This is a genomic window from Paracnuella aquatica (genome assembly GCF_003332885.2).
Lineage (GTDB): Bacteria > Bacteroidota > Bacteroidia > Chitinophagales > Chitinophagaceae > Flavisolibacter > Flavisolibacter aquaticus.
On the sequence record NZ_QOWJ01000002.1, the window covers coordinates 79,354 to 103,903 of the forward strand.

Annotated in this window: 24 protein-coding genes; 9 read left to right on the forward strand and 15 right to left on the reverse strand. The window is 51.2% G+C overall.

The window, feature by feature from the left end:
* Positions 1–41: 41 nt before the first annotated feature.
* From DRJ53_RS05075 to DRJ53_RS05095, 5 genes are all read right to left on the reverse strand, one after another.
* The gene (locus DRJ53_RS05075; protein WP_114234525.1) at positions 42–560 is read right to left on the reverse strand and encodes a DinB family protein; all 519 of its coding nucleotides are present in this window, start codon (positions 558–560) and stop codon (positions 42–44) included.
* Positions 561–742: 182 nt separating this feature from the next.
* Positions 743–1,465 (reverse strand): outer membrane lipoprotein-sorting protein, encoded by a 723-nt coding sequence (locus tag DRJ53_RS05080; RefSeq protein ID WP_114234526.1) that lies wholly within the window; start codon positions 1,463–1,465, stop codon positions 743–745.
* 163 nt (positions 1,466–1,628) lie between these two features.
* Entirely contained in the window at positions 1,629–4,304 is a 2,676-nt protein-coding gene (locus DRJ53_RS05085; protein WP_162303805.1) for an outer membrane beta-barrel protein, read from the reverse strand.
* Between the two features lie 247 nt (positions 4,305–4,551).
* Complete coding sequence (locus DRJ53_RS05090) at positions 4,552–5,280, reverse strand: LytR/AlgR family response regulator transcription factor (protein ID WP_114234528.1); 729 nt, start codon at positions 5,278–5,280, stop codon at positions 4,552–4,554.
* A gap of 1 nt (position 5,281) precedes the next feature.
* Positions 5,282–6,349 carry a sensor histidine kinase gene (locus tag DRJ53_RS05095; protein ID WP_114234755.1) on the reverse strand — a complete coding sequence of 356 codons (1,068 nt, stop codon included), beginning with the start codon at positions 6,347–6,349 and terminating at the stop codon, positions 5,282–5,284.
* 295 nt (positions 6,350–6,644) lie between these two features.
* Between DRJ53_RS05095 and DRJ53_RS05100 the strand changes: the two genes are divergently transcribed.
* Entirely contained in the window at positions 6,645–7,433 is a 789-nt protein-coding gene (locus tag DRJ53_RS05100; protein ID WP_114234529.1) for an amidohydrolase, read from the forward strand.
* Between the two features lie 201 nt (positions 7,434–7,634).
* Here the strand turns inward: DRJ53_RS05100 and lptB are convergent, their stop codons facing one another.
* A complete protein-coding gene (gene lptB, locus DRJ53_RS05105) occupies positions 7,635–8,420 on the reverse strand; it encodes an LPS export ABC transporter ATP-binding protein (RefSeq protein WP_114234530.1) in 786 nt (261 codons plus the stop codon).
* Positions 8,421–8,591: 171 nt separating this feature from the next.
* Here lptB and metF point away from each other — a divergent pair, with 171 nt between their 5' ends.
* Positions 8,592–9,545, forward strand: a complete 954-nt coding sequence (metF, locus tag DRJ53_RS05110; protein WP_114234756.1) for a methylenetetrahydrofolate reductase [NAD(P)H] — start codon at positions 8,592–8,594, stop codon at positions 9,543–9,545.
* Between the two features lie 189 nt (positions 9,546–9,734).
* Here the strand turns inward: metF and DRJ53_RS05115 are convergent, their stop codons facing one another.
* Together DRJ53_RS05115 and rpoN are read right to left on the reverse strand one after the other, a co-directional pair.
* On the reverse strand, positions 9,735–10,394 hold the full coding sequence (locus tag DRJ53_RS05115) for a phosphatase PAP2 family protein (protein WP_114234531.1): 660 nt from the start codon (positions 10,392–10,394) through the stop codon (positions 9,735–9,737).
* Between the two features lie 68 nt (positions 10,395–10,462).
* Positions 10,463–11,956, reverse strand: a complete 1,494-nt coding sequence (rpoN, locus tag DRJ53_RS05120) for an RNA polymerase factor sigma-54 (RefSeq protein ID WP_114234757.1) — start codon at positions 11,954–11,956, stop codon at positions 10,463–10,465.
* 85 nt (positions 11,957–12,041) lie between these two features.
* On the opposite strand from rpoN, the gene DRJ53_RS05125 reads away from it, so the two are divergent.
* Together DRJ53_RS05125 and DRJ53_RS05130 are read left to right on the forward strand one after the other, a co-directional pair.
* Positions 12,042–12,326, forward strand: a complete 285-nt coding sequence (locus DRJ53_RS05125) for a hypothetical protein (protein ID WP_114234532.1) — start codon at positions 12,042–12,044, stop codon at positions 12,324–12,326.
* A gap of 172 nt (positions 12,327–12,498) precedes the next feature.
* Positions 12,499–12,924 carry a hypothetical protein gene (locus DRJ53_RS05130; RefSeq protein ID WP_114234533.1) on the forward strand — a complete coding sequence of 142 codons (426 nt, stop codon included), beginning with the start codon at positions 12,499–12,501 and terminating at the stop codon, positions 12,922–12,924.
* Positions 12,925–13,028: 104 nt separating this feature from the next.
* Here the strand turns inward: DRJ53_RS05130 and DRJ53_RS05135 are convergent, their stop codons facing one another.
* From DRJ53_RS05135 to DRJ53_RS05160, 6 genes are all read right to left on the reverse strand, one after another.
* The gene (locus tag DRJ53_RS05135; protein ID WP_114234534.1) at positions 13,029–14,240 is read right to left on the reverse strand and encodes a DegT/DnrJ/EryC1/StrS family aminotransferase; all 1,212 of its coding nucleotides are present in this window, start codon (positions 14,238–14,240) and stop codon (positions 13,029–13,031) included.
* Positions 14,241–14,702: 462 nt separating this feature from the next.
* Complete coding sequence (locus DRJ53_RS05140; protein ID WP_114234535.1) at positions 14,703–15,293, reverse strand: carboxymuconolactone decarboxylase family protein; 591 nt, start codon at positions 15,291–15,293, stop codon at positions 14,703–14,705.
* A 108-nt stretch (positions 15,294–15,401) separates the two neighbouring features.
* On the reverse strand, positions 15,402–15,956 hold the full coding sequence (locus DRJ53_RS05145; RefSeq protein WP_114234536.1) for a peroxiredoxin: 555 nt from the start codon (positions 15,954–15,956) through the stop codon (positions 15,402–15,404).
* A 209-nt stretch (positions 15,957–16,165) separates the two neighbouring features.
* Entirely contained in the window at positions 16,166–16,444 is a 279-nt protein-coding gene (locus tag DRJ53_RS05150) for a hypothetical protein (protein WP_114234537.1), read from the reverse strand.
* A 55-nt stretch (positions 16,445–16,499) separates the two neighbouring features.
* Complete coding sequence (locus DRJ53_RS05155) at positions 16,500–16,967, reverse strand: MarR family winged helix-turn-helix transcriptional regulator (RefSeq protein ID WP_114234538.1); 468 nt, start codon at positions 16,965–16,967, stop codon at positions 16,500–16,502.
* Positions 16,968–17,109: 142 nt separating this feature from the next.
* Positions 17,110–18,222: a radical SAM/SPASM domain-containing protein gene (locus DRJ53_RS05160; protein ID WP_241558460.1), complete on the reverse strand. Its 1,113-nt coding sequence runs from the start codon at positions 18,220–18,222 to the stop codon at positions 17,110–17,112.
* A 109-nt stretch (positions 18,223–18,331) separates the two neighbouring features.
* Between DRJ53_RS05160 and DRJ53_RS05165 the strand changes: the two genes are divergently transcribed.
* Entirely contained in the window at positions 18,332–18,982 is a 651-nt protein-coding gene (locus tag DRJ53_RS05165; RefSeq protein WP_114234539.1) for a hypothetical protein, read from the forward strand.
* 71 nt (positions 18,983–19,053) lie between these two features.
* Here the strand turns inward: DRJ53_RS05165 and DRJ53_RS05170 are convergent, their stop codons facing one another.
* Positions 19,054–19,677: an NUDIX hydrolase N-terminal domain-containing protein gene (locus DRJ53_RS05170; RefSeq protein WP_114234540.1), complete on the reverse strand. Its 624-nt coding sequence runs from the start codon at positions 19,675–19,677 to the stop codon at positions 19,054–19,056.
* Between the two features lie 413 nt (positions 19,678–20,090).
* Between DRJ53_RS05170 and DRJ53_RS21775 the strand changes: the two genes are divergently transcribed.
* From DRJ53_RS21775 to DRJ53_RS05190, 4 genes are all read left to right on the forward strand, one after another.
* Positions 20,091–22,322 carry a helix-turn-helix domain-containing protein gene (locus DRJ53_RS21775; protein ID WP_114234541.1) on the forward strand — a complete coding sequence of 744 codons (2,232 nt, stop codon included), beginning with the start codon at positions 20,091–20,093 and terminating at the stop codon, positions 22,320–22,322.
* A gap of 133 nt (positions 22,323–22,455) precedes the next feature.
* The gene (locus tag DRJ53_RS05180; protein WP_114234542.1) at positions 22,456–23,232 is read left to right on the forward strand and encodes an enoyl-CoA hydratase-related protein; all 777 of its coding nucleotides are present in this window, start codon (positions 22,456–22,458) and stop codon (positions 23,230–23,232) included.
* 133 nt (positions 23,233–23,365) lie between these two features.
* Complete coding sequence (gene paaI / locus DRJ53_RS05185) at positions 23,366–23,791, forward strand: hydroxyphenylacetyl-CoA thioesterase PaaI (RefSeq protein ID WP_114234543.1); 426 nt, start codon at positions 23,366–23,368, stop codon at positions 23,789–23,791.
* Between the two features lie 37 nt (positions 23,792–23,828).
* Positions 23,829–24,533, forward strand: a complete 705-nt coding sequence (locus DRJ53_RS05190) for a hypothetical protein (protein ID WP_114234544.1) — start codon at positions 23,829–23,831, stop codon at positions 24,531–24,533.
* Positions 24,534–24,550: the final 17 nt, after the last annotated feature.

Below are 24,550 nucleotides of genomic sequence, written 5' to 3' on the forward strand. Positions count from 1 at the left end.
TTTCCGGTCTCTTCTGTCTTTCCCGTCTTTTCAGTCTTTTCTTAGAACAACTTCTCCTGTGGTGGTTTCACGCCTTTCATGCGCAGGTACAGTGTGGTTTGGCCGCGGTGGTGGGTGCCGTGTTCAAACAATTTGTCGATAGCTGCACCTTTGGTCACATCCATGTTGAACAGCTTCATGTTCTCGGTCATTTGTGCCGCCGACAAGCCCTTTACGGTGTTGATCACGTAATCGTAGCTTTCGTTTACGAGTGTGGCCAGTGCTGCCTTTGTTTTAAACTTGTCCATGGTTTCGAGGTTTTGGCCCTGGTACGGGTTGGCCTTGCCTGAAACCTGCGAGGCAAACATAAAGTTGGCGCCGGCAATATGGATCATTTGCTCGGCAAACGAACGTACATCGGCGGCGGGTTTGTAATTGGTTCCATCTTCCGGCATGGCTGCCAGGTACTCGGCGGTGTAGGCTTTGGCCCGTTCCCAGTCTTTGATCATGCGGGCCGCATCCTGCGCCTGCAGGCTGCTGGCAAAAAAGCAAAAGAGGAACAGTGCTAACAATTGTTTCATGGTGCTTGGTTTTTATTATAAACAATTAAAAATGACTACGGTTGGGGTTGTTTGTGGCAGCTGAAATTGGCGGGAAAAATAAAGAAAATATGCCATGTATGAAATAGAAAGGGCGGGGCAAAAAGAAACGGCTGTCGATTAGGACAGCCGCTCCGTATGTAGTTTGAGAATAAGCGTTGCGCTTATTTAGGCATTTCAAAAACCTTGGGATCGATTGCTTTGTTGATCTCCATTTTGTTCACCTTGGCAGTGATGGCAAACTGGCCACCCATGTCGGTTTCGGTAGTGTGGGGATACACAAAGCCGTAGTCAGATTTTTTGAAATCAGAGAACGTCATGGCGATGTCCATGTTCTGGCCCATCATGTTGGCGGTGCGTACCACTTTTACCACGTAAAAAGTTGCGGGGTCGATAAAGTAGGTAGCTGCTACACCGTCTTTGTTGGTAACAAGCAGTTTGTGGGCATTTACCGCGCCTACTTTTTCCTGGCCTTTCAGTTCTACCTTATTGCCTTTTGCTGCATAATCTACCAGCGGGCCGGCAATATCCAGTTGGTCTTTCGCCATTTTAGCCGCTTCTTCGGGCAGTGCCTGCGCTCCCTCTCCTGCCATTGGGTTGATGGCCCAGCCGCCTTTATCGGTAACTACCTGCACCATTTTAGAGCCCATCACTTCGCCTTCGGTTTTAAAACCTTTGCCGTTGAGGATGGTAGTGGTGGTGGCCATTTCGTTGCCCATTACTTCGGCAGTGCTTTCGAGGTACAGGCTGTTGATGCCTTTTAATTTATCCATACCACCGATGGCCGCAATATGCTTGTTTATGATTTCATCGGCTGTTTGGGCCTGTGCGCCAAAAGCAACCGCCACCGTGGCAGCAGCCAGAAAAACAGATTTTACGATTTGCATTTGATGTGAGTTTGTTTGAATATGATTAAAGATAAATAGAGCTGAGGTACTTAAAAGTTAAGAGTTTTTGTCGTCAAACGTGAAACGTGAATAGTGAACGACGAATAACTTTTCCGATCATTTTTCACGCTTGACGTTTCACGTTTGACGAGCAATTTCACGCTTACATTCCCTGCATAGCACCCTGCATGCCTTCGTTTTCGGCCTTCAGGTTTTTGCGTTTGAACAGCGACATATCCATTTGTCCAAAGCGGAACGAGAAGGTAAGGCGAACCATCGGCGCATCGGAGCGGCGGCGGGTATTTTGAATAATGTACTGGCTTTCGGTGTACTGGTCAAACACCCTGGTGCGGAACATATCGTTCACAGCAAGCGTTACCGAAGCAGCCTGCTGTTTGAGGAATGTTTTGCGCACTGCCAGGTCGAAGCCGTAGTTGGGCTTGATGTAGCCTTGTGCTGCGCTGGCTGCACCGCCACCACCGGGAGGGCCAAAACCGCCGCCACCGCCTTGGCCTACAGCCATGTTGGTTTTGCTTTGGTAAGTACCCGAAAACTGTACGGTGTAGTTCTTAGGCAGCTTGAAGTTGGAGTTAAATTTGGCAAAATAACTCCAGATGGCGTCCTGCGAATAACCCAGGATGTTATCGGTATTGATGTACGAGTTGTACAGGTTCAGGTTGGTGGTGAGGTCCCACCATTTTTTCAACTGGTTTTGCGAGGTAAACTCGGCACCAATCGAACGGCTGTTGTTGGCGTTGATATAGGTGTTGATGCCTCTTTTTACACCACCGCCAATATCGATGGTATCGAGGTAGCGGGTAATGAGGTCGGTGCTCGTTTTCATGTACACCGAGGCCAGGAAGCTGTTGTTGCCTTTGAATGTTTTGGCATACGAAACCTCCAGCGAGTTGGTAAACTCGGGGCGCAGCGCTGCATTACCACGGCTCCAAAACTGCTGATCCGTTGAGTCGATGAACGGAATGATCTGCATAAAGAACGGGCGGTTGATACGGCGGGTATAGCTCATCTGCACTTCCTGGTTCTTTTTCAGTTTCTGGCTCAAAAACACCGATGGGAACAGCGAGATGGGGTATTTCACCTCAAACTTGTTTTCCTTCTGCGTAGTGGGGTCGAGCAGGTAACCTACATAGTCCGAGCTTTCGCCGCGCAGGCCCAGTTTGTATCCAAAGTCTTTTACCTGGTTGCCGTACGAAACATAGCCGGCATATACATGATCTTTGTTGCGGTAATCGCCGGTGGCCGATGGAATTTTTACATACTCACCGGTGGTCTGGTTCATGAAATAGTTGCCCTGGTTGTTCGACAGTTCGCGGAGCTGAGTACGCAGGCCTGCTTCCAGTTTGCCGGCTTTACCAATGGGGCGCACATAATCGGTTTGTACGGTCAGCTGGTCGCTGGTGCCATTGCTCAGGAGCTGCTGGCGGCGTTCGCCGGTTTTGATGCCACCGGGTTGGTTGTACACGTCGGTATTAAACCGCGAGTAGCCATCGTTGGTGCTCGAAAAATAGTTGAAGTCGCCGGTGAGCTCTTCGCCCTGGGTGGGGAAAATGTATTTAAAACCACCCTGCGCACCTTTTGCTTTAAACTCGCGGTGCGAAATGGTTTGGCGCTCCGAATAGCTTTTCAGCATGCCTGTATTGAAGCTGGTATCGATGTATTGCCTGTCGGATGGGTCGAACTTGCCGTTTACCAACACGCCGGAAAGCGAAAGGGTAAGGCGGTTGGTGGCAAAATAATCGAGTCCTGCACGGCCAAATACGAAACCACCTTTGGTAGTGCCGCGGTTAAACTGGTCGATCTGGTACGAAGGCTGTCCCGGGATGCGCAGCAGTTGATCGGTGTTGCCGGTATTGCGGTTGCGCATCTGGTTGGTAAATGCAGCCACCGAAGCATTGATCTTGTTCTGGCGCACATTCAGTGATGCAGTGCCGTTCATGCCGCCGCGGCGGTCAACGCCTACGTTTACCGTACCGTTGTAGCCGGTCTTTTTATTCTTTTTCAAAACCACGTTCAGGATACCGGCACCGCCGCCCGAAGCATCGTACTTGGCCGATGGGTTGGTGATCACTTCCACGGTTTCAATGGCGTCGGCCGGAATTTGCTCCAGCGTCAGCGTGGTGGGCCTGCCGTCCACAAAAATCTGCGGGCTTTGGTTGCGCAAGGTTACATTGCCGTCAATGTCCACGTTCAGCGAGGGCACGTTTTTCATTACGTCCACCGCGGTACCGCCGGCGCTTACCAAGTTTTTATCAACGGTAAATACTTTTTTATCGATGTCCATGCGCAGGCGGCCGCTGCTGGCGGTCACCGTCACGTCCTGCAGTTGCTGCACATCGGTTTGCAGCGTTATGCGGCCCAGGTCTTTTTCAAAGTTGTTGGCCATGGCCGAAATAGCCGACATATCGGGCTGTCCGCCGCCACCGGTTGCGGGGCGTGTGCCGCCACCACCCTGGGGCATGCGCATTTGAAATGCAATGGCCTGTTCTACTGGCTTGTAGCCGGTAGCCGAAATCTTGATCTTGATGCCCATCAGGGGCAATTCGTTAAAAAAGAATTCGCCGTTGGCTTTGGTGGTTACTCCTTTTACCAATACGTCTTTGCGTTTTTTGGTAACGGTATCCAGCCTGTTGTGCAGCATCACCACCGATGCATCGGAAATGGGTTTGCCGGCGCTGTCCACCAGCTTGCCAAACACCACGCCGATGGAAGGAATGGATTGTTGTGCACCGGCACGGCTGCCAGGAGCCATGGCCGGAAATTGAGCATGCAGTGTGGCCGTTGCAAAAAAGAGTGCAGTTGCCAGTAAAGTTTTTTTCATAAACATGTGTCTTTCTTTGGCCGAATGGCCAGGAGCAAAACTATGGCGGCTTGGGCCGGCCAGGGGTGCATTTGCGATGATTGCGAAAAAAGCTGCGACGAACGGCAAAACGGCTGATGAGCGGTAAATAAGCTGGATGAAATGCAGCGTCACAGGTTTTTGCCACAACAAAAATTACCGCGCTATTGTTGTGCAGGCTTTGGCGGAGAGAAAAGGGGGAAAATAAAACAAGAATGGGGGAAATAGGCTACAACTCGCCACCACGGCCGCCCTGCACCAGCGCATACACAGCCTCGCGGTAGGCTTCGCCAACGGGCAGCTCCATGGTGCCCAGATAAACGCTGTTTTTGCGTAGCGCCGTAATGGCTGCCTTGGAAACAATATAAGATTTGTGAATGCGCAGGAACCCATCCTGCGGCAACTGGTCTTCCAGCCCCTTCATGCTCATGCGGGTAATAACGGGATGGGCTTCGCTGCGCAAATGAATTTTTACATAATCCTTCAGGCCTTCGATCCAGATGATATCGTCGAACACCACTTTGAGCATGCGGTAATCGGCCGGCACAAAAAAGTAGGTGGGCTGCGCCGTTTTTTCGCCGCCGCTAAAGCCTCCCTGCTGTAGCCGGTGCAGCTCCTGTGCACGGGTGCAGGCCAGCACAAACCGGTCGAAGGCAACGGGTTTTACCAAGTAATCGACCACCTGCAGGTTAAAACCTTCCAGCGCAAAATGCTCGTAGGCGGTAACGAGTATGAACAGGCATTTTTTGGAAACGCTTTGGATCAGTTGCAGCCCCGTGATGCCGGGCATTTGAATGTCGAGAAAAACCAGGTCGATGCCGCCCCCTTGCAGCACCTGTAAGGCTTCCAGCGGGTTGGAGTATACACCCGCCAGGTGCAGGCCCGGCACTTTGCGGATATTGTCTTCGAGCAATTCCAGCGCCAGCTCTTCGTCGTCAATGGCTATGCAACGCAGCATTTCAGTGCAGTTTTATGGTCAGCGAAACAATGAACCAACCTTTGTCCTCAGTAATGAGCAGTGCATGCTCATCGGGGTACAGCAAACTTAGCCTGCGGCGCACATTCTGCAACCCAATGCCCGAACTTTTATCTTTTTCGCCGCTGCCGGGGCTGTATTGGTTGCGCACCTCCAGGTGCAGCATGCTTTTTTCGGCCCGCAGCTCAATATCCACCGATGCGCCGGGCTGGCCCGTGGCGCTGTGTTTGAATGCATTTTCCACAAATGGAATCAGCAGCATGGGCTCCAGCAGGTATTGCCCGTCGATTGCACCCACGGTATAATTTACCTGCAAAGCTTTCCGAAACCGCTGCGTTTGCAGGTCGATATAGCTTTGCAAATATTCGAGCTCTTTGTTGAGCGATACTTTTTCCTCGGCCGCCTCGTAGAGCATGTAGCGCAGCAGCGACGACAGCTTGATCAGCGATGGCTCCAATTGGTCCGATCCCTTGCGGGCCAGCGCCACCATGTTGTTGAGCACGTTGAACAGGAAATGCGGGCTTACCTGCGACCGCAAAAACAGCAGCTCGGTTTTGAGGTTTTCGTTTTCCTGCTCTTTTGCCAACCGGTCGGTGCGCAGCTTTTCCAGGAAAAACGAAATGGCAGTACTTACGGCAATAAAAAAGATGGATGGAAACAGGAAGAACACCAGCGACATCACCACCCGGTACGGCGACGTAGGCACCGTAGGCATGAGCATTTTAAAAACCAACGCATTGAAGGCAAATAAAACCAGCACCAGCGTTGCCAGCCAAAAAGCGTAGCGGCCATACTGCCGCCGGTTGAGCAGCCGCGGGATAAGCAGCCAGCCATTGAGGTAAAACAGCGCAATCCACGAAGCAAGGTTGCCCGCATACTGCAGCACGAACTGCCACTGCTGTGGCTGGTTGGGCCTCGGCTCCGCGTTTTTGTGCGACGACTGCAGCAAAAAAGGCAGCGAAAAAATAAATGCCCAGGCAGCAAACTGCAGCAGCACCGAAAGCCACCTGCGCGACGATACTATTTTGAGGTAACGGTAAAAAAAGCTCATACAAGGCCCCGAAAGTAGGTTTTGGCCCAGGTACACCCATTCTTTTGCGACCAATAAAAAAAATGGTGCGACGAAACAGTGCTTATGACATGGCGTTCTCCAACAAAGGTTTCGCTTTTATGTAACCAGCTTGTATATCGATAACCAGACGCCTGTTGCAGCCTGTCCTGGACTCGTTTCAGGATCGCACACTGCAGCGTTCGGTAATGCTACTGGCCAGAATAGCAACACGCGGAACCCATGCAGCGTTGGCGCAGCAGCACTTTTCCCCGCCCCTGTGCCTTATCTTGCGCATATGTCCTCCTTAATTTTTACCCTTATTCAAACCGCGTTGCACTGGGAAGATAAAGCTGCTAACCTGGCCATGCTGGAAGGAAAGATCCGCAGCATTGCGCAGCCCACGCATATTGTGGTGCTCCCCGAAATGTTTACCACCGGCTTTAGCATGAAGCCCGAGCAGTTTTCCGAAACCATGGACGGGCCTACCGTTGCGTGGATGAAAAAGCTGGCTGCCGAAAAGCGGGTGATCCTAACCGGTAGTTTGATGATTGAAGAAGGGGGACAATATTTTAACCGGCTTATTTGGATGCTGCCCAACGGGCAATTGGGCCAGTACGACAAACGCCACCTGTTTGCCATGGGTGGCGAGGATGCGCATTACACCGGCGGCACACAGCGCTTTATTGCATCGGTAAACGGCTGGAAGATCAACTGCAATATTTGTTATGATCTGCGCTTTCCGGTTTGGGCACGGCAGCAAACGGCTGAAGGCCCGGAATACGATGTGCTGCTGTACGTAGCCAACTGGCCCGACCGCCGCAACCACGCCTGGAAAACCCTGCTGCAGGCCCGCGCCATCGAAAACCAGTGTTACGTGGTGGGTGTAAACCGCGTGGGCACCGATGGTCATGGTGTGTATCATACCGGCGACACTATGGTGTGCAATGCCTTAGGTGAACCGCTGTACCATAAGGCCGATGATGAAGACATTTTTACGATCACGCTGGAAAAAAAGGACCTGGAAGCAGTGCGGGAAAAGCTACCGTTTTGGAGGGATGCAGATGATTTTAAGATGCTGCTGTGAACAGATAAATTTTCAACGGGATATTAAAACAACAGCGCTATTATAGAGTTGCATCAAGGTGCAGTGCCTTTGTCATCCTGACGAAGGAAGGATCTGAACTATGCATAAGAGAACTTATTGCAACACTCAAATGCTTCGCTGCGCTCAGCATGACAAGCAAGGTGGCTGTAAATAGCTGGAGCGGCTAGCTAAAACTTTTATTTACCGCCGCCCTTCGCTGATGCGCTCCTGGTGGGCTTCTTCCAGCAGGTAGTCTTTACGTTTGAGTTCAAAGTTGCGGCCCAGGTACAGGCGTTTAACCTGGTCGTCCACGGCCAGTTCTTCGGCGGTGCCGTGTTTGAATATTTTCCCTTCAATCAGCAGGTAAGCACGGTCGCAAATAGAAAGTGTTTCGGTTACGTTGTGATCGGTAATAAGGATGCCGATGTTTTTAAATTTCAGTTTCGCTACAATGGCCTGGATATCTTCCACCGCAATGGGGTCAATGCCGGCAAAGGGTTCGTCGAGCAGGATGAACTTGGGATCAACAGCAAGTGCACGGGCAATTTCGGTACGGCGCCGCTCGCCGCCGCTCAACACATCGCCGGGGCTTTTGCGCACATGGTGCAGCCGAAACTCATCGAGCAGCGCTTCCAGTTTTTCTTTTTGCTGGCTGCGGGTCAGCGTGGTCATTTCCAGCACCGCCTTGATATTTTCCTCCACGCTCAATTTTCGAAAAATGGACGCTTCCTGCGGCAGGTAGCCAATGCCCATTTGCGCCCTTTTGTACATGGGCAGCTTGGTAATATTGGTATCGTCCAAAAACACTTCGCCTTCGTCGGGTTTGATGAGGCCCACGGTCATGTAAAAAGTAGTGGTTTTACCGGCACCGTTGGGGCCCAGCAAGCCCACAATTTCGCCCTGCTTTACCTCTATTGACACATGGTTTACCACCGTACGGCTGCGGTAGCGCTTTACTAACTCGGTTGTATGAATGGTAATGCTCACCCTTTTGAAAATGTTTGGGCAAAAGTAAGCCAACCGGGGCACCGCCCTTTACCAATGAACGGCTTTTATATTTCCTTTAGGGTGTATGTTTGCATCCCGAATTGAAACAAGCCCGGGGTTTCATTGTTATCAATCCATTATTTAGGCCCCGCAAAACACCGCTACAACAACGTGAAAGTTATCGAACACCTGCGGCAGGCAAAGGATACGCTGGTTTCCTTTGAAGTGCTGCCGCCCCTGAAAGGAAAAGGCATCAATGCGCTTTGGGAACACCTCGATCCCCTGATGGAATTCAAGCCTTCGTTTATAAATGTTACCTACCACCGCAGCGAAAGCATGTTCAAGCGCCGCATTGATGGCGTGTTTGAAAAAGTGGAAGTACGCAAACGTCCCGGCACGGTTGGCATTTGCGCCGCCATCATGAACCGCTATAAAGTGGATGCAGTGCCGCACCTTATTTGCGGCGGCTTTACCCGGCAAGAAACCGAAGACGCCCTGATTGACTTGGCGTTTTTAGGCATTGATAATGTGCTGGTGCTGCGCGGCGATGCAGCCCGCAACGAAGGCAGTTTTGAACCCGAGCCCGGCGGCAATAAATTTGCCACCGAGCTGATGCAGCAGGTGATCAACATGAACAACGGCCTTTACCTGGAAGAAGACCTGAAGGGTGCCGTAAAAACAAACTTTTGCATTGGCGTGGCCGGTTACCCCGAAAAGCATTTCGAAGCACCCAATCTTGCTTCCGACATACAGCACCTGAAAAAGAAAGTGGACGGCGGCGCCGAATACGTGGTGACGCAAATGTTTTTCGACAACCAGAAATATTTTCAATACGTGCAGGCCTGTAAAGAAGCCGGCATCAATATTCCCATCATCCCGGGCCTGAAGCCGATCACTTCGAAAAAACAGTTGACGGTAATTCCCCGCACATTTCATGTGGACATCCCGGTGGAGTTGTACAGCGCCATCATGGCCTGCAAAACCGATGCGGAAGTGGAGCTAGTGGGCACCGAATGGCTGCAGCAGCAAAGCAAGGAACTGAAAGCTGCCGGCGTGCCGGTGCTGCATTATTATACGTTGGGCAAGCCGCATGTGATTGCCAACGTGGTGCGGAATGTTTTTTAAACCGTACCCCGGCCCCGCTCCTGAAAGGCGAGGGTCGCCTCGGTTTGATTTTGATTTTTTATACAAAGAGCCCGTAACAATTAGTTGTTACGGGCTCTTTGTATTAGCACTTATATGGGTAAAATCTTTTGAGTGTGCCGAAGTTTTCTTTAACCAACCCGCTCCTCCAAGATCGGGGCCAGGGTGCGGTTACATCACAATCCAATACGCCGCCACCTGCGACAAGGCGCCGGTTACAAACCCTGCATACACATCAAAAGGCCGGTGGTCGTTGTTGATGAGGCGGGCGGTGCACACCAGGCCTGCAGCCAGCATGGCGCAGGAAATGTACACGCCAAAATCCGTGTCGCTCATAAGGCCCAGCATGAGTACAAACGTAACGGCCACACCGGCAGCCAAGGCATGCATGCTGATCTTAAAATAATTGTTAGCCATCAGGCCAGCACTGGCCGCAAGAAAAATAGCCATGCTAAACAGTTCCAGTACTTCGGGTACCTGCGGCTGGTTGCGCAGCACATACCACATCCAAAAATAATAGAGGCCGCAGGCTACATAAGGAATAATGCGCTCCTTTTGCGTACGCAGGTACACCGATTGCACAAAGCCCAAGCCGCGCAGCAGCAAAATGGTAAACAGGGGAAAAAGCGCATACATCACCACAAAACGCAGCAGCATCAGGTTTTGGTCGTATGGGCGTGCAGCCGGAAACACCTGGTGGATGTAGATGAGAAACCAGGCAATATACACCGGCACAAACAGGGGGTGAAAAACCACCGAAATGGCACGTGCAGCAAAGCGAAGCGCCGGATGAAACAGGTGGTCCTGCGCCTTTTGTTCTATGTCAGACATTTTGGAAAATTTAGGCCGAACCGGGCGGCAGACAAAGATTTTAAGTCCTTTTGCCTGCCGCCCGTTGCTTACAGCTCTTTGCGCAGCCTGGCTACCGGTATGTTCAGTTGTTCGCGGTATTTGGCCACGGTGCGCCGTGCAATATTATAGCCTTTTTCCTGAAGCAGCTCCGTAAGCCGCTCGTCGCTGAGGGGTTTCTTCTTGTTTTCGTATTCGATCAGGTCGCTCAGGATCTTTTTTACCTCGCGGGTCGAAACTTCCTCGCCGCTGTCGGTGGTGAGCGATTCGGAGAAAAAGAATTTAAGCCGATAAGTGCCAAATTCGGTTTGTACAAACTTGGAGTTGGCCACGCGGCTCACGGTAGAAATATCCAGGCCGGTGCGTTCGGCAATGTCTTTTAAGATCATTGGCTTCAGCGTGGTTTCGTCGCCGGTGAGGAAAAATTCGTACTGGTGGTTCATGATGGCCGTCATAGTGCTGAGCAGCGTGTGCTGCCGCTGCTTGATGGCATCAATAAACCATTTGGCCGCATCAATTTTTTGCTTGATAAACAACACCGCTTCTTTTTGGCGGCGGTCTTTCTTGGTGCCGCGGTCGTATTCGCGCAGCATATCGCGGTAGCCTTCCGAAATGCGGAGCTCCGGTGCATTTTTCGAGTTCAGCGTCAGCTCCAGTTTGCCGGCATTGTTGTAAATAAAAAAGTCGGGCACCACGTAGCTTTCGGCTTTGTTCAGCTCGCTTACCGTGCCGCCGGGTTTGGGGTTGAGGCGGGTAATCTGGTGCATCACATCCTTCAACTGCTCGTCGTCGAGGTTGAGGCCGCGCTGTATTTTTTCGTAATGCTTTTTGGTAAACTCATCGAAGTAGCGGCTGAGGGCGGCAATTGCCGTATCCACTTCCTTACCTTCCAGCTTCTGGCGGTTCAGCTGCAGCAGCAGGCACTCCTGGAGGGTGCGGGCCGCCACGCCGGGGGGATCGAACTGCTGGATGCGCTGGATCAGTTTTTCAACATCTTCTTCGGTTACAAAAATGTTTTGACGGAAGGCCAGGTCGTCCACAATGGCCGAAGTTTCGCGGCGCAGGTAGCCGTCTTCGTCAATGGAGCCGATGATCTGCTCGGCAATTTTATACTGTGCCTCGTCCAGCTTCAGCATGCCCAGTTGTGCTTCCAGCACTTCGTAAAAAGAAGTTTCCACCTTGTAGGGCATCGTCTGCTTTTCTTCCTGGTCGCCGTAGTTGTCGTCGCGCAGTTTATAATCGGCTATATCATCGTCGCCTTCCGACACATAGTCGGAAATATCAATGTTGTCGTATCCTTCGTCGGTAGCCGACTCTTCGTAATCGTCGCTGCTGTCGGATGATTCGGCAAACTCGTCTTTCATATCGCCATCGTAATCCTCCATACCTTCGTCGGTCAGTTCGAGGGCCGGGTTTTCTTCCAGCTCCTCTTTGATGCGTTCGTCGAGTATGGCTGTAGGCACCTGCAACAATTTCATCAACTGAATTTGTTGCGGCGATAGCTTTTGCAGTAACTTTTGCTGTAAACTCTGGTTAAGGCTCATCAGGGGTTCCGTTTTTAAGGGGCGGCTAAATGGGGCCGCCGGCTTCACAAAAATCGAGCCGTAAATTTATTGCAAATATCAATCCATGGGGAAAAAGGCATTTTTTATTGGGCTGGCGTTAACGGCTTTTTGTCGCCCCGGCTTTGCGCAGCTTAATCCCAAGCCGGATTTGAGCCAAGCATTGCCCGTTCATAAAATATCCCCACTGCCGCAAAACTTCTACACACAGCACCTTTCGTTTTTCTGTAAAAAAGAAGACCAGCTGCAGCGGCGCACCGGCCTCAACCTGTTCTTCAGGCTAGGCACTAAAGATTATGTGGACTACCTGGAGCAAAAGCCGAATGCAAATAAATATCAGGCGCCGAGGTAAGCGGCGCTTACTGGTCAGGCCACTCCAAAGCGGCTGCCTGCCAGTAAGTGTACCTGTCAGTGGCCAGACCAGTAACAGCATGAACGCCCTATTTGTAATTCATTGTTAAGAACCGCTACCGCATTATTGCGCCGCCCTTTTGTTCGGAACTTTAAAAGAAAAAGGAGGGGCGATGAAAAAATGGTACACGCTAGGCCTTTTGTTTACTTTTTTGCTGCTGGCCGGTTGCAGCAAGGATGTGTTGAAAAAATACGATAAGCGCATTGTTGGCACCTGGCGCATTGCCGCCATTAACAACTACAGCATCGGCGGCGACCGCGACAACCTGGCCTTCAGCAGCGGCAATTTTACTTTTAACGAAGACGGCTCCCTGAGTTATGTAGATGGAGCGGGTGCTACATACCAGGGCAACTGGGACATCCGCAAAAAGTACGTGGACGACGATTTTGTTCGCGCCATGCAGCTTACCGCGGTGGGCACCACTACTCCGGAGGTGCTAACCGAGTACTACGACGACATTGTATTCCTGGGAAAAGATCATTTCCGCGCCACCACTGTTATCGGCTTCCGCACTTATATGACGCATTTCCGCAGGTAGGGAACAATTAAAAATTCAAAAGGCAAAAATCAAAAGCCTTTGGCGTGAAAATGCCTTTTTGACTTTTGATTTTTGCCCTTTTGTTTAAAACAGCTTTTAAGCCTTTAAGCTGCTGTTTGCGCCAATGCAGCTGTTGCAGCCTGCACCATTTTTTCGCCTTTTTCCTTTATCTGCTCCTCGCTCCACAACAAGGAAATGGAGGTCGAAATGCAGCGGCTCATGATGGCGTCCGATGCGGAAAAATCCTGCTGCTGCAGTTTCAACAAAGCTTCCTGCTGTTCAGCGCTCATGCGGTTGTGGGTGGAAGCATTCTTCAAATGATCCCACTTGCGGATATAATGCCAGTTGTTGTCGAACCAGTAAAACGAACCTGCCATGGCACCGGCCTCTTTCATGGCGGCTACCACTGCACGGGTAGCTTCTTCGGTGGGTAAAAACCAACTGATGAACGAGCAGCTATCACCCGCCTCATCGGGTACACGGCGAAACCGGATGCCCGGGATCTGCGACAGCAAAGCTTTTAGCTGCGCATGATTCTTTTTTTGCGTAGCCAAAAAATCGGGCAGGCGGCGCACCTGCGCCAGGCCTACCGCTGCATGCAGCTCCGAAATCCGGAAGTTGTAACCCAGGTGGGGATGCAGATCGGCGCCGCGGTCTACGCCTTTATGATCGTGGCCGTGGTCGGTATAAGCATCGGCGTTGGTGTACACATCTTCGCGGTTGGTCATTACCACGCCGCCTTCGCCGCAGGTAATAGTTTTTACAAAATCAAACGAAAATGTGCCCGCATCGCCAATGGTGCCCAGCGACTTTCCTTTATAACTGCCGCCAATGCTCTGGCAGGCATCTTCGAGCAGCACCAAGTTGTGCTCTTTGCAAATGGCCTGCAATGCATCCATATCGGCCATGGAGCCGCACATATGAACGGGCATCACACATTTCGTTTTGGATGTGATGGCGCTGCGCACTGCATCGGGGGCCAGTGTCAGCGTGTCGTCCACATCAACCAGCACGGGCACGGCGCCCACGCTCAGCACCGCTTCAAACGAAGCCACAAATGTGAAGGAAGGCATGATCACTTCATCGCCGGCGCCTATGCCCAGCACCGCCATGGCAGTGGTAAGGGCAGTGGTGCCGCTGGAGGTAAGCTGCGCGTACTGGCAGCCAAATGTGCTGCAAATAGCAGCTTCCAGCTCTTTGCTTTTCCAGCGGCCCTGGCGGGGGCCGTCAAATCCGTAGCGCATGAGCACACCGGTTTCCAGCACTTCCATTACTTCTTTGCGTTCGGCATCGCTCCACAATTCGTATCCGGGCATACAAGGAGTTTGGGGTTTAAAGTTTGAAGTTTAAAGTTCTGCGCAAAAGTAAGTCGGAAGACGGAAGTCGGAGGTCGGAAGTTGGGAGGATGAAGGTTAAAATTGACGCTGTTATGTGATGACGCATTTTAGTGTTTTGCATTTTGTCACCCTGACGAAGGAAGGATCTGAGCTGATGCGGTTGAACGCTTTGCAACACTCAGATGCTTCGCTGCGCTCAGCATGACAAGGGCAGGAGCCGTGGTATTAATGTAAAAAGCAACTTACCGCCGATTTATAGACCCGCTGCGGGCTTTGCGCATCCGCTGTGCGGCAGTGTGAAAAAGCTGCACAGCGAACGGGACCGTACAAGTGTGCGACGCAACCGCAGCCCAATAGCATTACCAAAGCCGGCTACATAAAAAAAGCCCCCGCAAAAGCAGGGGCTATGATACTTCCAAACTTTACAAACAGGGCCTGAGCTTACATTAAAGCCGTAAGACTTTTGAGCACGGCGCCAAGGCGCACCGCATCGTGGATGCGCTGCTTTGTAGTGCCGTGGCCCACCAATGTTTTTTCATGCGAGGTAACGCAGAGTTCGCAGCCGTTGAGGGCACTTACCACCAGGCTCACCAGCTCAAAAAACTCTTTGCCCAGCACGGGATTGGCCATGATGCTCATGCGGATGCCGGCCTGCGCCGTGTTGTAAAATTCTTCGTGCATGAAGTGGCGGAAACGATAGTACACGTTGTTGGCGTTGAGCAGCGAGGTGCATGCCAGCACTTCGGCCACTTCTTTATCAGTAGCGCCATTGGCAATGGCCTGCGCGGTAAAGGCTTCTTGCAGGGAGGTCACTTTTTCGTTGGCGGCAACGGAAAGGGCCAGCAGGTACGCTTCTTTTTTGTTCAGCGTTTCGGTGCCCAGGGCGTTGGTCACGTTGATCTTCAGGTCGCGCAGGTATTTTGAGTCGGCAGCGGCAAGGGCCTGCAGGTTGGGGCTCAGGTGGCTTTCGGCCAGGCCCAGCTCCTGCAGCAGCGACAGGGCTGCGTTGCTTTCGGTAGCGATTCCAAACATGGAGGGAAAGTTTTATAGTTGAAGGAGGAAGAAAAGCTTCAAGCCGCCAGCTGCAAGCCACAAGTAGAGAAAACCACTTGCAGCTTGTAGCTAAAAGCTTGCTGCTTATTAAGCGTTCAGCGTTGCTTCGCCTTTCTGCCAGTTGCAGGGGCAGAGTTCGTCGGTTTGCAGCGCATCCAGCACACGCAGTACTTCTTTTACGTTGCGGCCTACGTTCAGGTCGTACATCGATACCCAGCGAACGATGCCTTGCGGATCAACAATGAATGTGGCGCGATACGCAACTTTTTCTTCGCTTTCCAAAATACCCAGTTCGGTAGCCAGCGATTTGCTGGTATCGGCCAGCATGGGAAACTGCAGGCCACGCAGGTCTTCATGATCGCGGCGCCATGCTACGTGAACAAACTCGCTGTCGGTAGAAGCACCAACCAAAACGGCATCGCGGTCGGCAAAATCGGGGTAGTGTTTATTGAATTCGGCAATTTCGGTAGGGCATACAAAAGTGAAGTCTTTAGGCCACCAGAACATCACCATCCACTTGCCGCTGTTTTTGATTTCTTCGTAAGAAAGGTCGTAGAACTCTTTACCTTTTTCGATCGATACAACTGCCTTCTTGTTGAACTCGGGGAAGGACGCACCCAGCGATAATACCTTGTTGCTCATCATATTCTGATTTAATTCGGGGTGCAAATGTCGGTGTGGTGACACTTGCGGACAAACGAATTAATTGATGAGCTGATAGAGAAAAACAAAGCAAAATAAAGTGTAATAAAAGGGTTGTAATTCTACATGCATTACGATATCACGTACACAGCGGTAAAAGAAAAGCCGTGGCAACAAGTAGCCATCATTTTTTGCATGGAGTTGGTGGCTTATACAAGGAAAAAAACATAGATCAAAATACTTGTGACAACAAGGAGGTTTACTGCTAGCGAAAGCATGTATTCCTTTTTACCCGCATACACCTGTAAAAAGTTAGTAACCGCCCACAACAAACCACCAACTAAGAAAAGCAGGGCGATTAAATGAAAGAAATTTGGCCCGTGTGCATAATGCGGCCGCTCCAACTCCGAAACAATCCAGGTGAGCACATAACCCGCGAAATAGTACAGTATTGTGGGGAAAGCCTTTCTTAAATAAATAGCTTTCATGGGTTTCGTGTGGCTGCAAACAAACAGCAGCAGTAAAACATTTTTGAAAACACCACTATCTATTCCCGTTAACCGAACCCCTTACTTTATCCAGCAAATCGTTTAGCTGCTGCGCTTCTTCTTCGCTAAGGTTGCCCAGGATATTGTCCATTTCAGCATCCCGCACATCCAGCTTGTTCAGCAGTTGTTGGCCCTTTTCGGTAATCAACACATCCACCAGTCGCTTGTCCGCCGGGTTGGTGGTTTTTTGCACCAGATCTTTGGCAATAAGGCGATCAACAATGCGGCTGGTATCGCTCATTTTATCGAGCATGCGTTCCCTTATTTGCAGGGTGGAAAGCGGCACGGGAAAAGAGCCGCGCAAAATGCGCAGGATGTTGAACTGCTGCGGCGTGATGTCTTCGGCAGCCAGCAACGACTTGATGCGTTCCATTACCCATCCATGCGAGTACAACACGTTGATGAGTGCCTTTTGATGGGTATTGCGGAAATGCGCCTGCTGGATGTCTTGGTCGATGCTCATGCTGTAAAAATAGTTTCGATTGACGATTTTAGACTGACGATTTTAGATTTACAAACATCGGCATAGCGTTTTTTCCGCTGCAAAACAATTTACCATCGGTAACAGTCAATCGTAAATCGTCAATCCATAATCGTCAATTCCCTCAGTCTCCCCACACTTTCACGCCTTCGGAGCAGTTGGTGCAAATGTCCACATTGCTGCGGCTGTGCAGCACTTTGCCGCGAAACTCGCGGTAAGTGGGGCTGTTCCAGATTTCGCTAAAGCTTTGGCCCTGCAGGTGTCCCAGTTTGTGCTGTGCATCTTTATCAAAACAACAAGGCACCACGGCGCCATCCCAGGTAATTACCGGATCGTGCCACAGGCGCCAGCAGTGGCGCTGGTTGTTGCCTTTAAATTCCATCACGCCGTTGCTGTTTTTGCGGTAGCGGCTGTATTTACCCACGGTTGGAATCAAGGCGTTTGGATCGTTTTCGTAATCGTACACCTGCGCTGTTTTTAACCACACCGCATCCACACCAATTTCTTTTCCCAGCCGCTTTACTTCTTCAATCTGGTGCTCGTTGTGCCGCACCACCAGAAACTGAAACACCACGAACGGCGTTCTGTTCCCGAGTTCCTTTTTCCATTTTACAATATTGGCTGCGCCTTCCAGCACCTTATCGAGGCGGCCGCCCACACGGTATTGCTGGTAGGTTTCCTGCGTGGTACCGTCAATGGAAATAATGAGTCGGTCGAGGCCGCTTTCCACGGTGCGGCGGGCCACATCGTCTTTAAGGTAATGCGCATTGGTGCTGGTGGCGGTGTATATTTTTTTGGCCGCGGCGTATTGCACCATATTTAGAAAATCGGGGTTGAGAAAAGGCTCGCCCTGGAAATAAAACACGAGGTAAGAAAGATGCGGCGCCAACTGGTCGATGGTTTCGCGGAAAAAATCTTTGCGCAGCATGCCCGTGGGGCGGGTAAAAGCCCGCAGCCCGCTGGGGCATTCGGGGCAGCGCAGGTTGCACGATGTGGTGGGCTCAAACGAAATGGAAAGGGGCATGCCCCACTGCACCGCCCGGCCGGTAAGCCTTGACAGGTGGTAACTGCCCCACACTTTGGCCATATTGGCCACACGGCGCGGGGTAAGTTTGGATAAAAAATTAAGGCTGTCGTTCCAGTTGAAAGCCGCCATGCCGCGAAGATACACGAACCGGTGATGTGCAGGATTTTGGAAGGATGGCAGCGGCAAGCCCGCGGCGTAGTAAAGCGGCATTAAAAAGGTTTCATTCAACGCGTACCTTGCGCTAAATACCGGGTTGCATTTCAAAACAACCTGCCGTAATTTTTAGCCACCCATTTATCTAAGTACAAAAACAAGCATCATGAAAACATGGATCCTTTTTGCAGCCCTGCTTACCGCCACTGCGGCCGGGGCACAAACCAGACCTACTTCCGTTAAATTCAATAAAGCCAACACGCCGGCCATCCAGTTGCAGGTGCCTTACTCCGAAGAAATTGCCGAAGGCGCCATTATTCAAAAGCTGAAGGAAATTGGCTACGAGCCTGAAACCAGCGGTGCACTGCTTTGGAAAAAAAATACGGTGGACGGATATTATGTGTTTAAAAACGTATCGCTGCGCGACCTGGACGGCAAGCCGGTAGACCTGTATTTTAAAGTGGCGCAACCCAGCCGCAAGGAAAAAAGCAAGGCCGATATTTATATGCTGGTGAGCAACGGCCTCGACCAGTTTTACTCTTCCGAAACCGACCCGAAAGTGTACGAATCGGCCAATCGTTTCCTGAGCGGTTTCCAGGATTACAGCGCCAGCTACAAGCTGGATGTGGACATTCAGGCCAGTGAAGAAGCCGTGAAAGCTGCCGAGAAAAAATACAGCAAGCTGAAAGACGATGAAAAAGACCTGGAAGAAAAATTAAGAAACAACCGCAAGCAACAAGAGGCGCAATTAAAAGCCATCAACGACGAACGGGCCAAGCTGGAAGAACTGCGGCGTAAAAAGCTGCCAGCATTGTGATGCAATTGCAACAATATTTTCAAAAATGGCTTGTGTTGACAAGCCATTTTTTGTTAGCCCAATGTGCTGCGCTAATCAACATAAGCCCCAAAATCGGAAGAGCGAACTTTTTGATACAGCAGTTCAATCTGGCTTTTTAATATCCTGTCCTCGGAAAGCTCCGGCAATCGGTCTATGGCAAAATATTGTACATCCAGCACATCAAATCCTTTTGCAAATTCAAATGAAGTAAGCTCGCAGTAAAAAACCATTTTATATACATAAAAAGGTTGTGGCGGATGGGCATGAAACCTTTTGTCGAATACTGCCAATAGTGCTTTAACCGCAACACTCAAACCTGTTTCCTCCCTGAACTCTTTGATAATGGTTTCTTTCGGGCTGCAACCAACATCGGCCCAACCACCCGGCAACGACCATTTGCCATCCAGGCTTTCCCTAACCAGCAAGATTTCATTTTCAGGAGAAAGGGCTAGGCCCCTGATGTCCACCTTCGCGGTTGGATAATCGGCGGCAGCAGGAAAAATAGATTTTATAATTTCCATATCGTGGCCGCTTACACCGCTCAGCAGCCTATGGCTCATCTCTTGCAATTCTTGGTATCGCTCTTTGTCGTAATCGTTTTTGGCGTAGAGCAAACCAACATCTGCAATTGCTTTTAATTTCTTCAATTCTTCCAGCAGCTCAATATTATTCATGCGTTAAATGTGACTTTGTTGAATAGCAGTAAAGTTCGCTGCCAGCTTAACATACATACAGCAGCCTTTACTGTTGACGTTTTGTGGTATTATACCATTCAATTTACTGTTTCATTGCTACATAAATTTTTTGCGGCTCACCACGGCAGTATGAAAGCTTCATCAGCGAACTATTCCGACATCAGGCTGACATTATTTTTCGCCTGCCTTTTTGCAACAACAAAAAATAAAAGCAGTCAATCAAACGATGTGCACGAAATATCGGATTGCTGGGCAATAAAAGCAGGGCTGCATTAAAACCGGCTGCCATTGCCACACCCAATGCACCCCATTGCATTTTTGCGTAATCCTTAGCATCTTAGCCCGCCGGCTAACCCTGCACTTTTCTTACTTTCACGCTTTTCTTTTCGCCCATGTCTGCAACCGATTTCAACTCCATGTTTCGCCTCGCTGCAGGCTTTGTGCAGCACACCTCGCGGCATGTATTTCTTACCGGCAAGGCAGGCACCGGCAAAACCACTTTTCTGCGGTATTTAAAAGAAAACAGTTTTAAAAACATCGCCATTGTAGCGCCCACCGGTGTGGCCGCCATCAATGCAGGCGGCGTTACCATGCATTCATTTTTTCAGTTGCCCATGGGCACTTACCTGCCCACGCGGCAATACGTGCCCGGCGATGTAGGCGGCGAACTGAACAACGAAATTACCCTGTTTAAAAACCTGCGGCTCAACAAGCAAAAACGCGAACTGATGCGGGAGTTGGAGCTGCTGGTGATTGATGAAGTGAGCATGGTGCGGGCCGATATGCTGGATGCGGTAGATGCCATTTTAAAAAGTGTGCGGCAGGCGGCACACCGGCCTTTTGGCGGCGTGCAGGTGCTGTTCATTGGCGACCTCCACCAGTTGCCCCCGGTGGTCAACAACCGCGAGTGGCCCGTGCTTAAAGAGTTTTACCGAAGTCCCTATTTTTTCGATTCGCTGGCCGTGCAGGCAGCGCCACCGGTGTACATCGAGCTCAATAAAATTTACCGCCAAAGCGATGCGGCTTTTATTGAAGTGCTCAACAACATCCGCAACAACACCGCATCCACCACCGACCTGCAACTGCTCAACAGCCGCTACGATCCCCAGTTTGTGCCACCGGCCGATGAAAGTTATATCACGCTTACCTCGCACAACAATAAAGCCGACACCATCAACCAGCGGGAGCTGGCCAAGCTGGCAGGTAAAGTGCACCATTTTGAAGGCACTATTACCGGCGATTTCAGCGACAAGGCTTTTCCCGTAGATAAATCGCTGCGCCTGAAAGTAGGTGCGCAGATCATGTTTATCAAAAACGACAAAGGCGACTCCCGGCGTTTTTTTAACGGCAAAATAGGCGTGGTAAGCCGCATTGAAGAAGACAAGCTTTTTGTAACCTTTCCGGGCGAAGAAGGCGAGCTGGAAGTGGAGCAGGAAACATGGCACAACATCCGCTACACCTACGACCGCGACGCCGATAAAATTGAAGAAGAAGAACTGGGCTCGTTTACCCAATACCCGGTGCGGCTGGCCTGGGCCATCACCATCCACAAAAGCCAGGGCCTCACGTTCGACCGCGCCGTGGTAGATGCCGGCGAAGCATTTGCCGCAGGCCAGGTGTACGTAGCCCTCAGCCGCCTTACTTCAATGGAAGGCATGGTGCTTTGTTCGCGCATTCCGCAGCACAGCATCCGCACCGACGATCGCATCCACACTTTTTCCCAAACGGCACAAAACGAAGCGGACCTTCAGGTGCTGTTGCAGGAAGAGCAAAAAGTATTTGTGACGCAAAGCCTGCTGGCCACATTTCAACTGGGTAAACAAGTGGAGCTGCTGGAAGGCCACCTCGAATCGTACGGCGGCCGCACCATTCCGGATGCCGACGATGCCGTGGAATGGGCCAGCGGTCTGCTGCTCAAAGCCCGCGAACTGCAGGGCGTGGGCATGCGCTTTATCCAGCAACTCGAAGGCATGCTGCCCACCGCCGAAGAAGACGGCTTTCAGCAACTGTCGGCACGTATTGAAGCGGCCGCTGCATTTTTTGTAAAAGGCATTGAAGAAGGTTTGCTCCAGCCCATTCGCGATCATGCCACGGCATGGCGCATCAAAACAAGGGTAAAAAAATACGGCAAGGACCTCGAAACTTTGGCCACTGCCATTGAGCGGAAAAAATGGGCCATTGAGCATGCAGTGCACCTGGCCAAAGGCCTGACACAGGGCCTTGATGCCATTGCCTTATTACAGATTGTGGAGCAGCAGCGCAAACGGCAGGTGCAGGAAGTGGTGGTAAAAGAAAAGGCGGCCAAAGGCGAAACAAAGGCCATTTCGCTGGAAATGTTCCGCAAGGGAAAAGATATTGCCTCCATTGCCGCCGAACGCAACCTTACGGTTTCTACCATTGAAGGCCACCTGGCGGCGTACATTGAAACCGGCGAAGTGGACGTAAGCGATGTGGTGCCGCCGCACAAAATCCCGGTCATTCTTTCGGCCATTAAAAAAGCAGAACCCAAAACTTTGGGCACACTCAAATCCAGGCTGGGCAACGATTATTCCTACGGCGAAATAAAAGCCGTTATGAGCTATATGAGCCGTTTGGAAAAAGAATCTGTAAACGAGAATTTGTAAGTTTTTGAACCACGAAGACACGAAGGACACAAAGGGCCACGAAGGGTTTTCTTGGTGCAACTTTGTCCCTTCGTGCCTTGGTGGTTCACAATCGCAATGCGCTATTTTTGTTTTAACCCCACAAATAGAGCGCATGCCCACAGTATTGTTTGAGGTAAAAGAAAACGTGGCCGTAATCACCCTCAACCGGCCCGAAAAATACAATGCCTTTATCCGCGACATGGCGCTGTTGCTGCAGCAGCACCTCGATGTTTGCAAAAAAGAAAAAGACATCCGCGCTGTGTACCTCACCGGTACCGGCAAGGCTTTTTCTGCCGGCCAGGATCTGGACGAAGTGGTGGACCCGAACGGGCCCAGGCTGCCCGCTATCCTTGCCGAACATTACAACCCGATTGTGCGGATGATCCGCAAGCTGGACAAGCCGGTGGTGGCAGCAGTAAACGGTGTGGCGGCTGGCGCCGGCGCCAATATTGCCCTTTGCTGCGATGTGGTGGTGGCTGCCGCCTCTGCTTCATTTATCCAGGCTTTTTCCAAAATAGGATTGATCCCGGACAGCGGGGGCACGTTTTTTCTGCCACGGCTCGTGGGCTGGCAAAAAGCTTCGGCCCTGATGCTGACCGGCGAAAAAGTGCCCGCAGCCGAAGCCGAACGCATGGGCATGATCTATAAAGTTTTTGCCGACGAATCGTTTGCGGCCGAAAGCATGCAGCTGGCGCAAACGCTGGCGCAAATGCCCACCAGGGGACTGGCATACACAAAACAGGCCCTGAACGGCGCTTTTCAAAACCACTTTGAAGACCAGCTCCACGACGAGGAAGTGCTGCAACAGCGTGCCGGCACCACCGCCGATTTTGCCGAAGGCGTGCAGGCGTTTCTGGAAAAAAGAGCGCCGCGGTTTAGGGGAGAATAAGGGCGATTTACGATTGACGATTTTGGATTGACGAATACGGGATCAGCAATTACCCAAGTTGTTGGAAAGTAACTCAGCTATTATTGCAATCGTAAATCAGAAATCGTAAATCGTCAATCAATATTTGTACACTATGATCAAAGAAGAAAATACAACCCCACAGCGTATTGTCTCTCACATGATGCAGCACGACGCCTTCAGCCAATGGCTGGGCATAGAGGTGCTGGAAGTGCGGGAAGGCTACAGCAAAATTCGCATGACGCTCCGCGACGACATGCTCAATGGCTTTGGCATCATCCACGGCGGCATTGCTTTTTCGCTGGCCGACAGTGCTTTTGCTTTTGCCTGCAACAACCGCAACAACCTGTCGGTGGCGCTGGATACATCCATCAATTTTACCAAAAGCACCATGCCCGGCCAGGTGCTTACAGCCGAAGCCACCGAGGAGCATAACGGCCGCAGCACCGGCCTGTACCAGGTGCGCATTACCCGCAATGATGATGAAGTGGTGGCCCTTTTTAAAGGTGTTTGCTTTCGAACCGGAAAAGCATTAGTTTAACGATATACCGGGATTTTCCCGGCGTAAACATGCCATAATGAAAAGCTTATCCTACTGGGCCAGCCGCCACCTCTGGGCGGCCCGCCTGGTGCTGGTGGCCGGCCATGTGTTGCTTACCCTGCTTGGTGTTTTTGTAGGCAAATCGCTGGCATTGCTCCAGGTTACGCTGCCGTTTTACCTGATCTATTTACTGATACTGCTCTTTGGTGCGGCATGGCTGCTGCATCCGGGCGGGCACAGCGGCCACACCTATGTGCGGCGCAAATGGTGCGAAGGCACTGCCGGCGCCATCAGCTTTTTGCTGGTGGTGTGCCTGGCCAACCAGCGGCAGCCGGCGCTGGGCCAGGCCGCTTCTGCATGGTCCAACACCGCAGTTGAATATGGCATCCCGAAGCAAAAGCTGGAGCAGCCATCTGTAGATAAAAAACCTTTATTGCAAAAAAAGTCTGTAAGGCAGCAGCTGCGCACCCTGCGCCAGGCCTACCGGCAGGGACCAATCGGAACCAGGATAGCACTTATATTATTGGCGGTAGCCGGCGCTTTTGTTTTACTCTATGCTCTGGCATTGCTTTCCTGCAGCATTGCCTGCGCCGGGGCTGAAGTCTTGGCATTTATTGTTGCAATACTGGGTACCGGGGCTATTGCATTTTTCTTTGTCCGGGCAATAAAGGCTATATCCCGCCGGTACCGGAAGGAAATGGAACAAGAAGCACCACGGATAAAACCGGTTCCCGATTCGTAGAGGCTGCATCTTTGCAG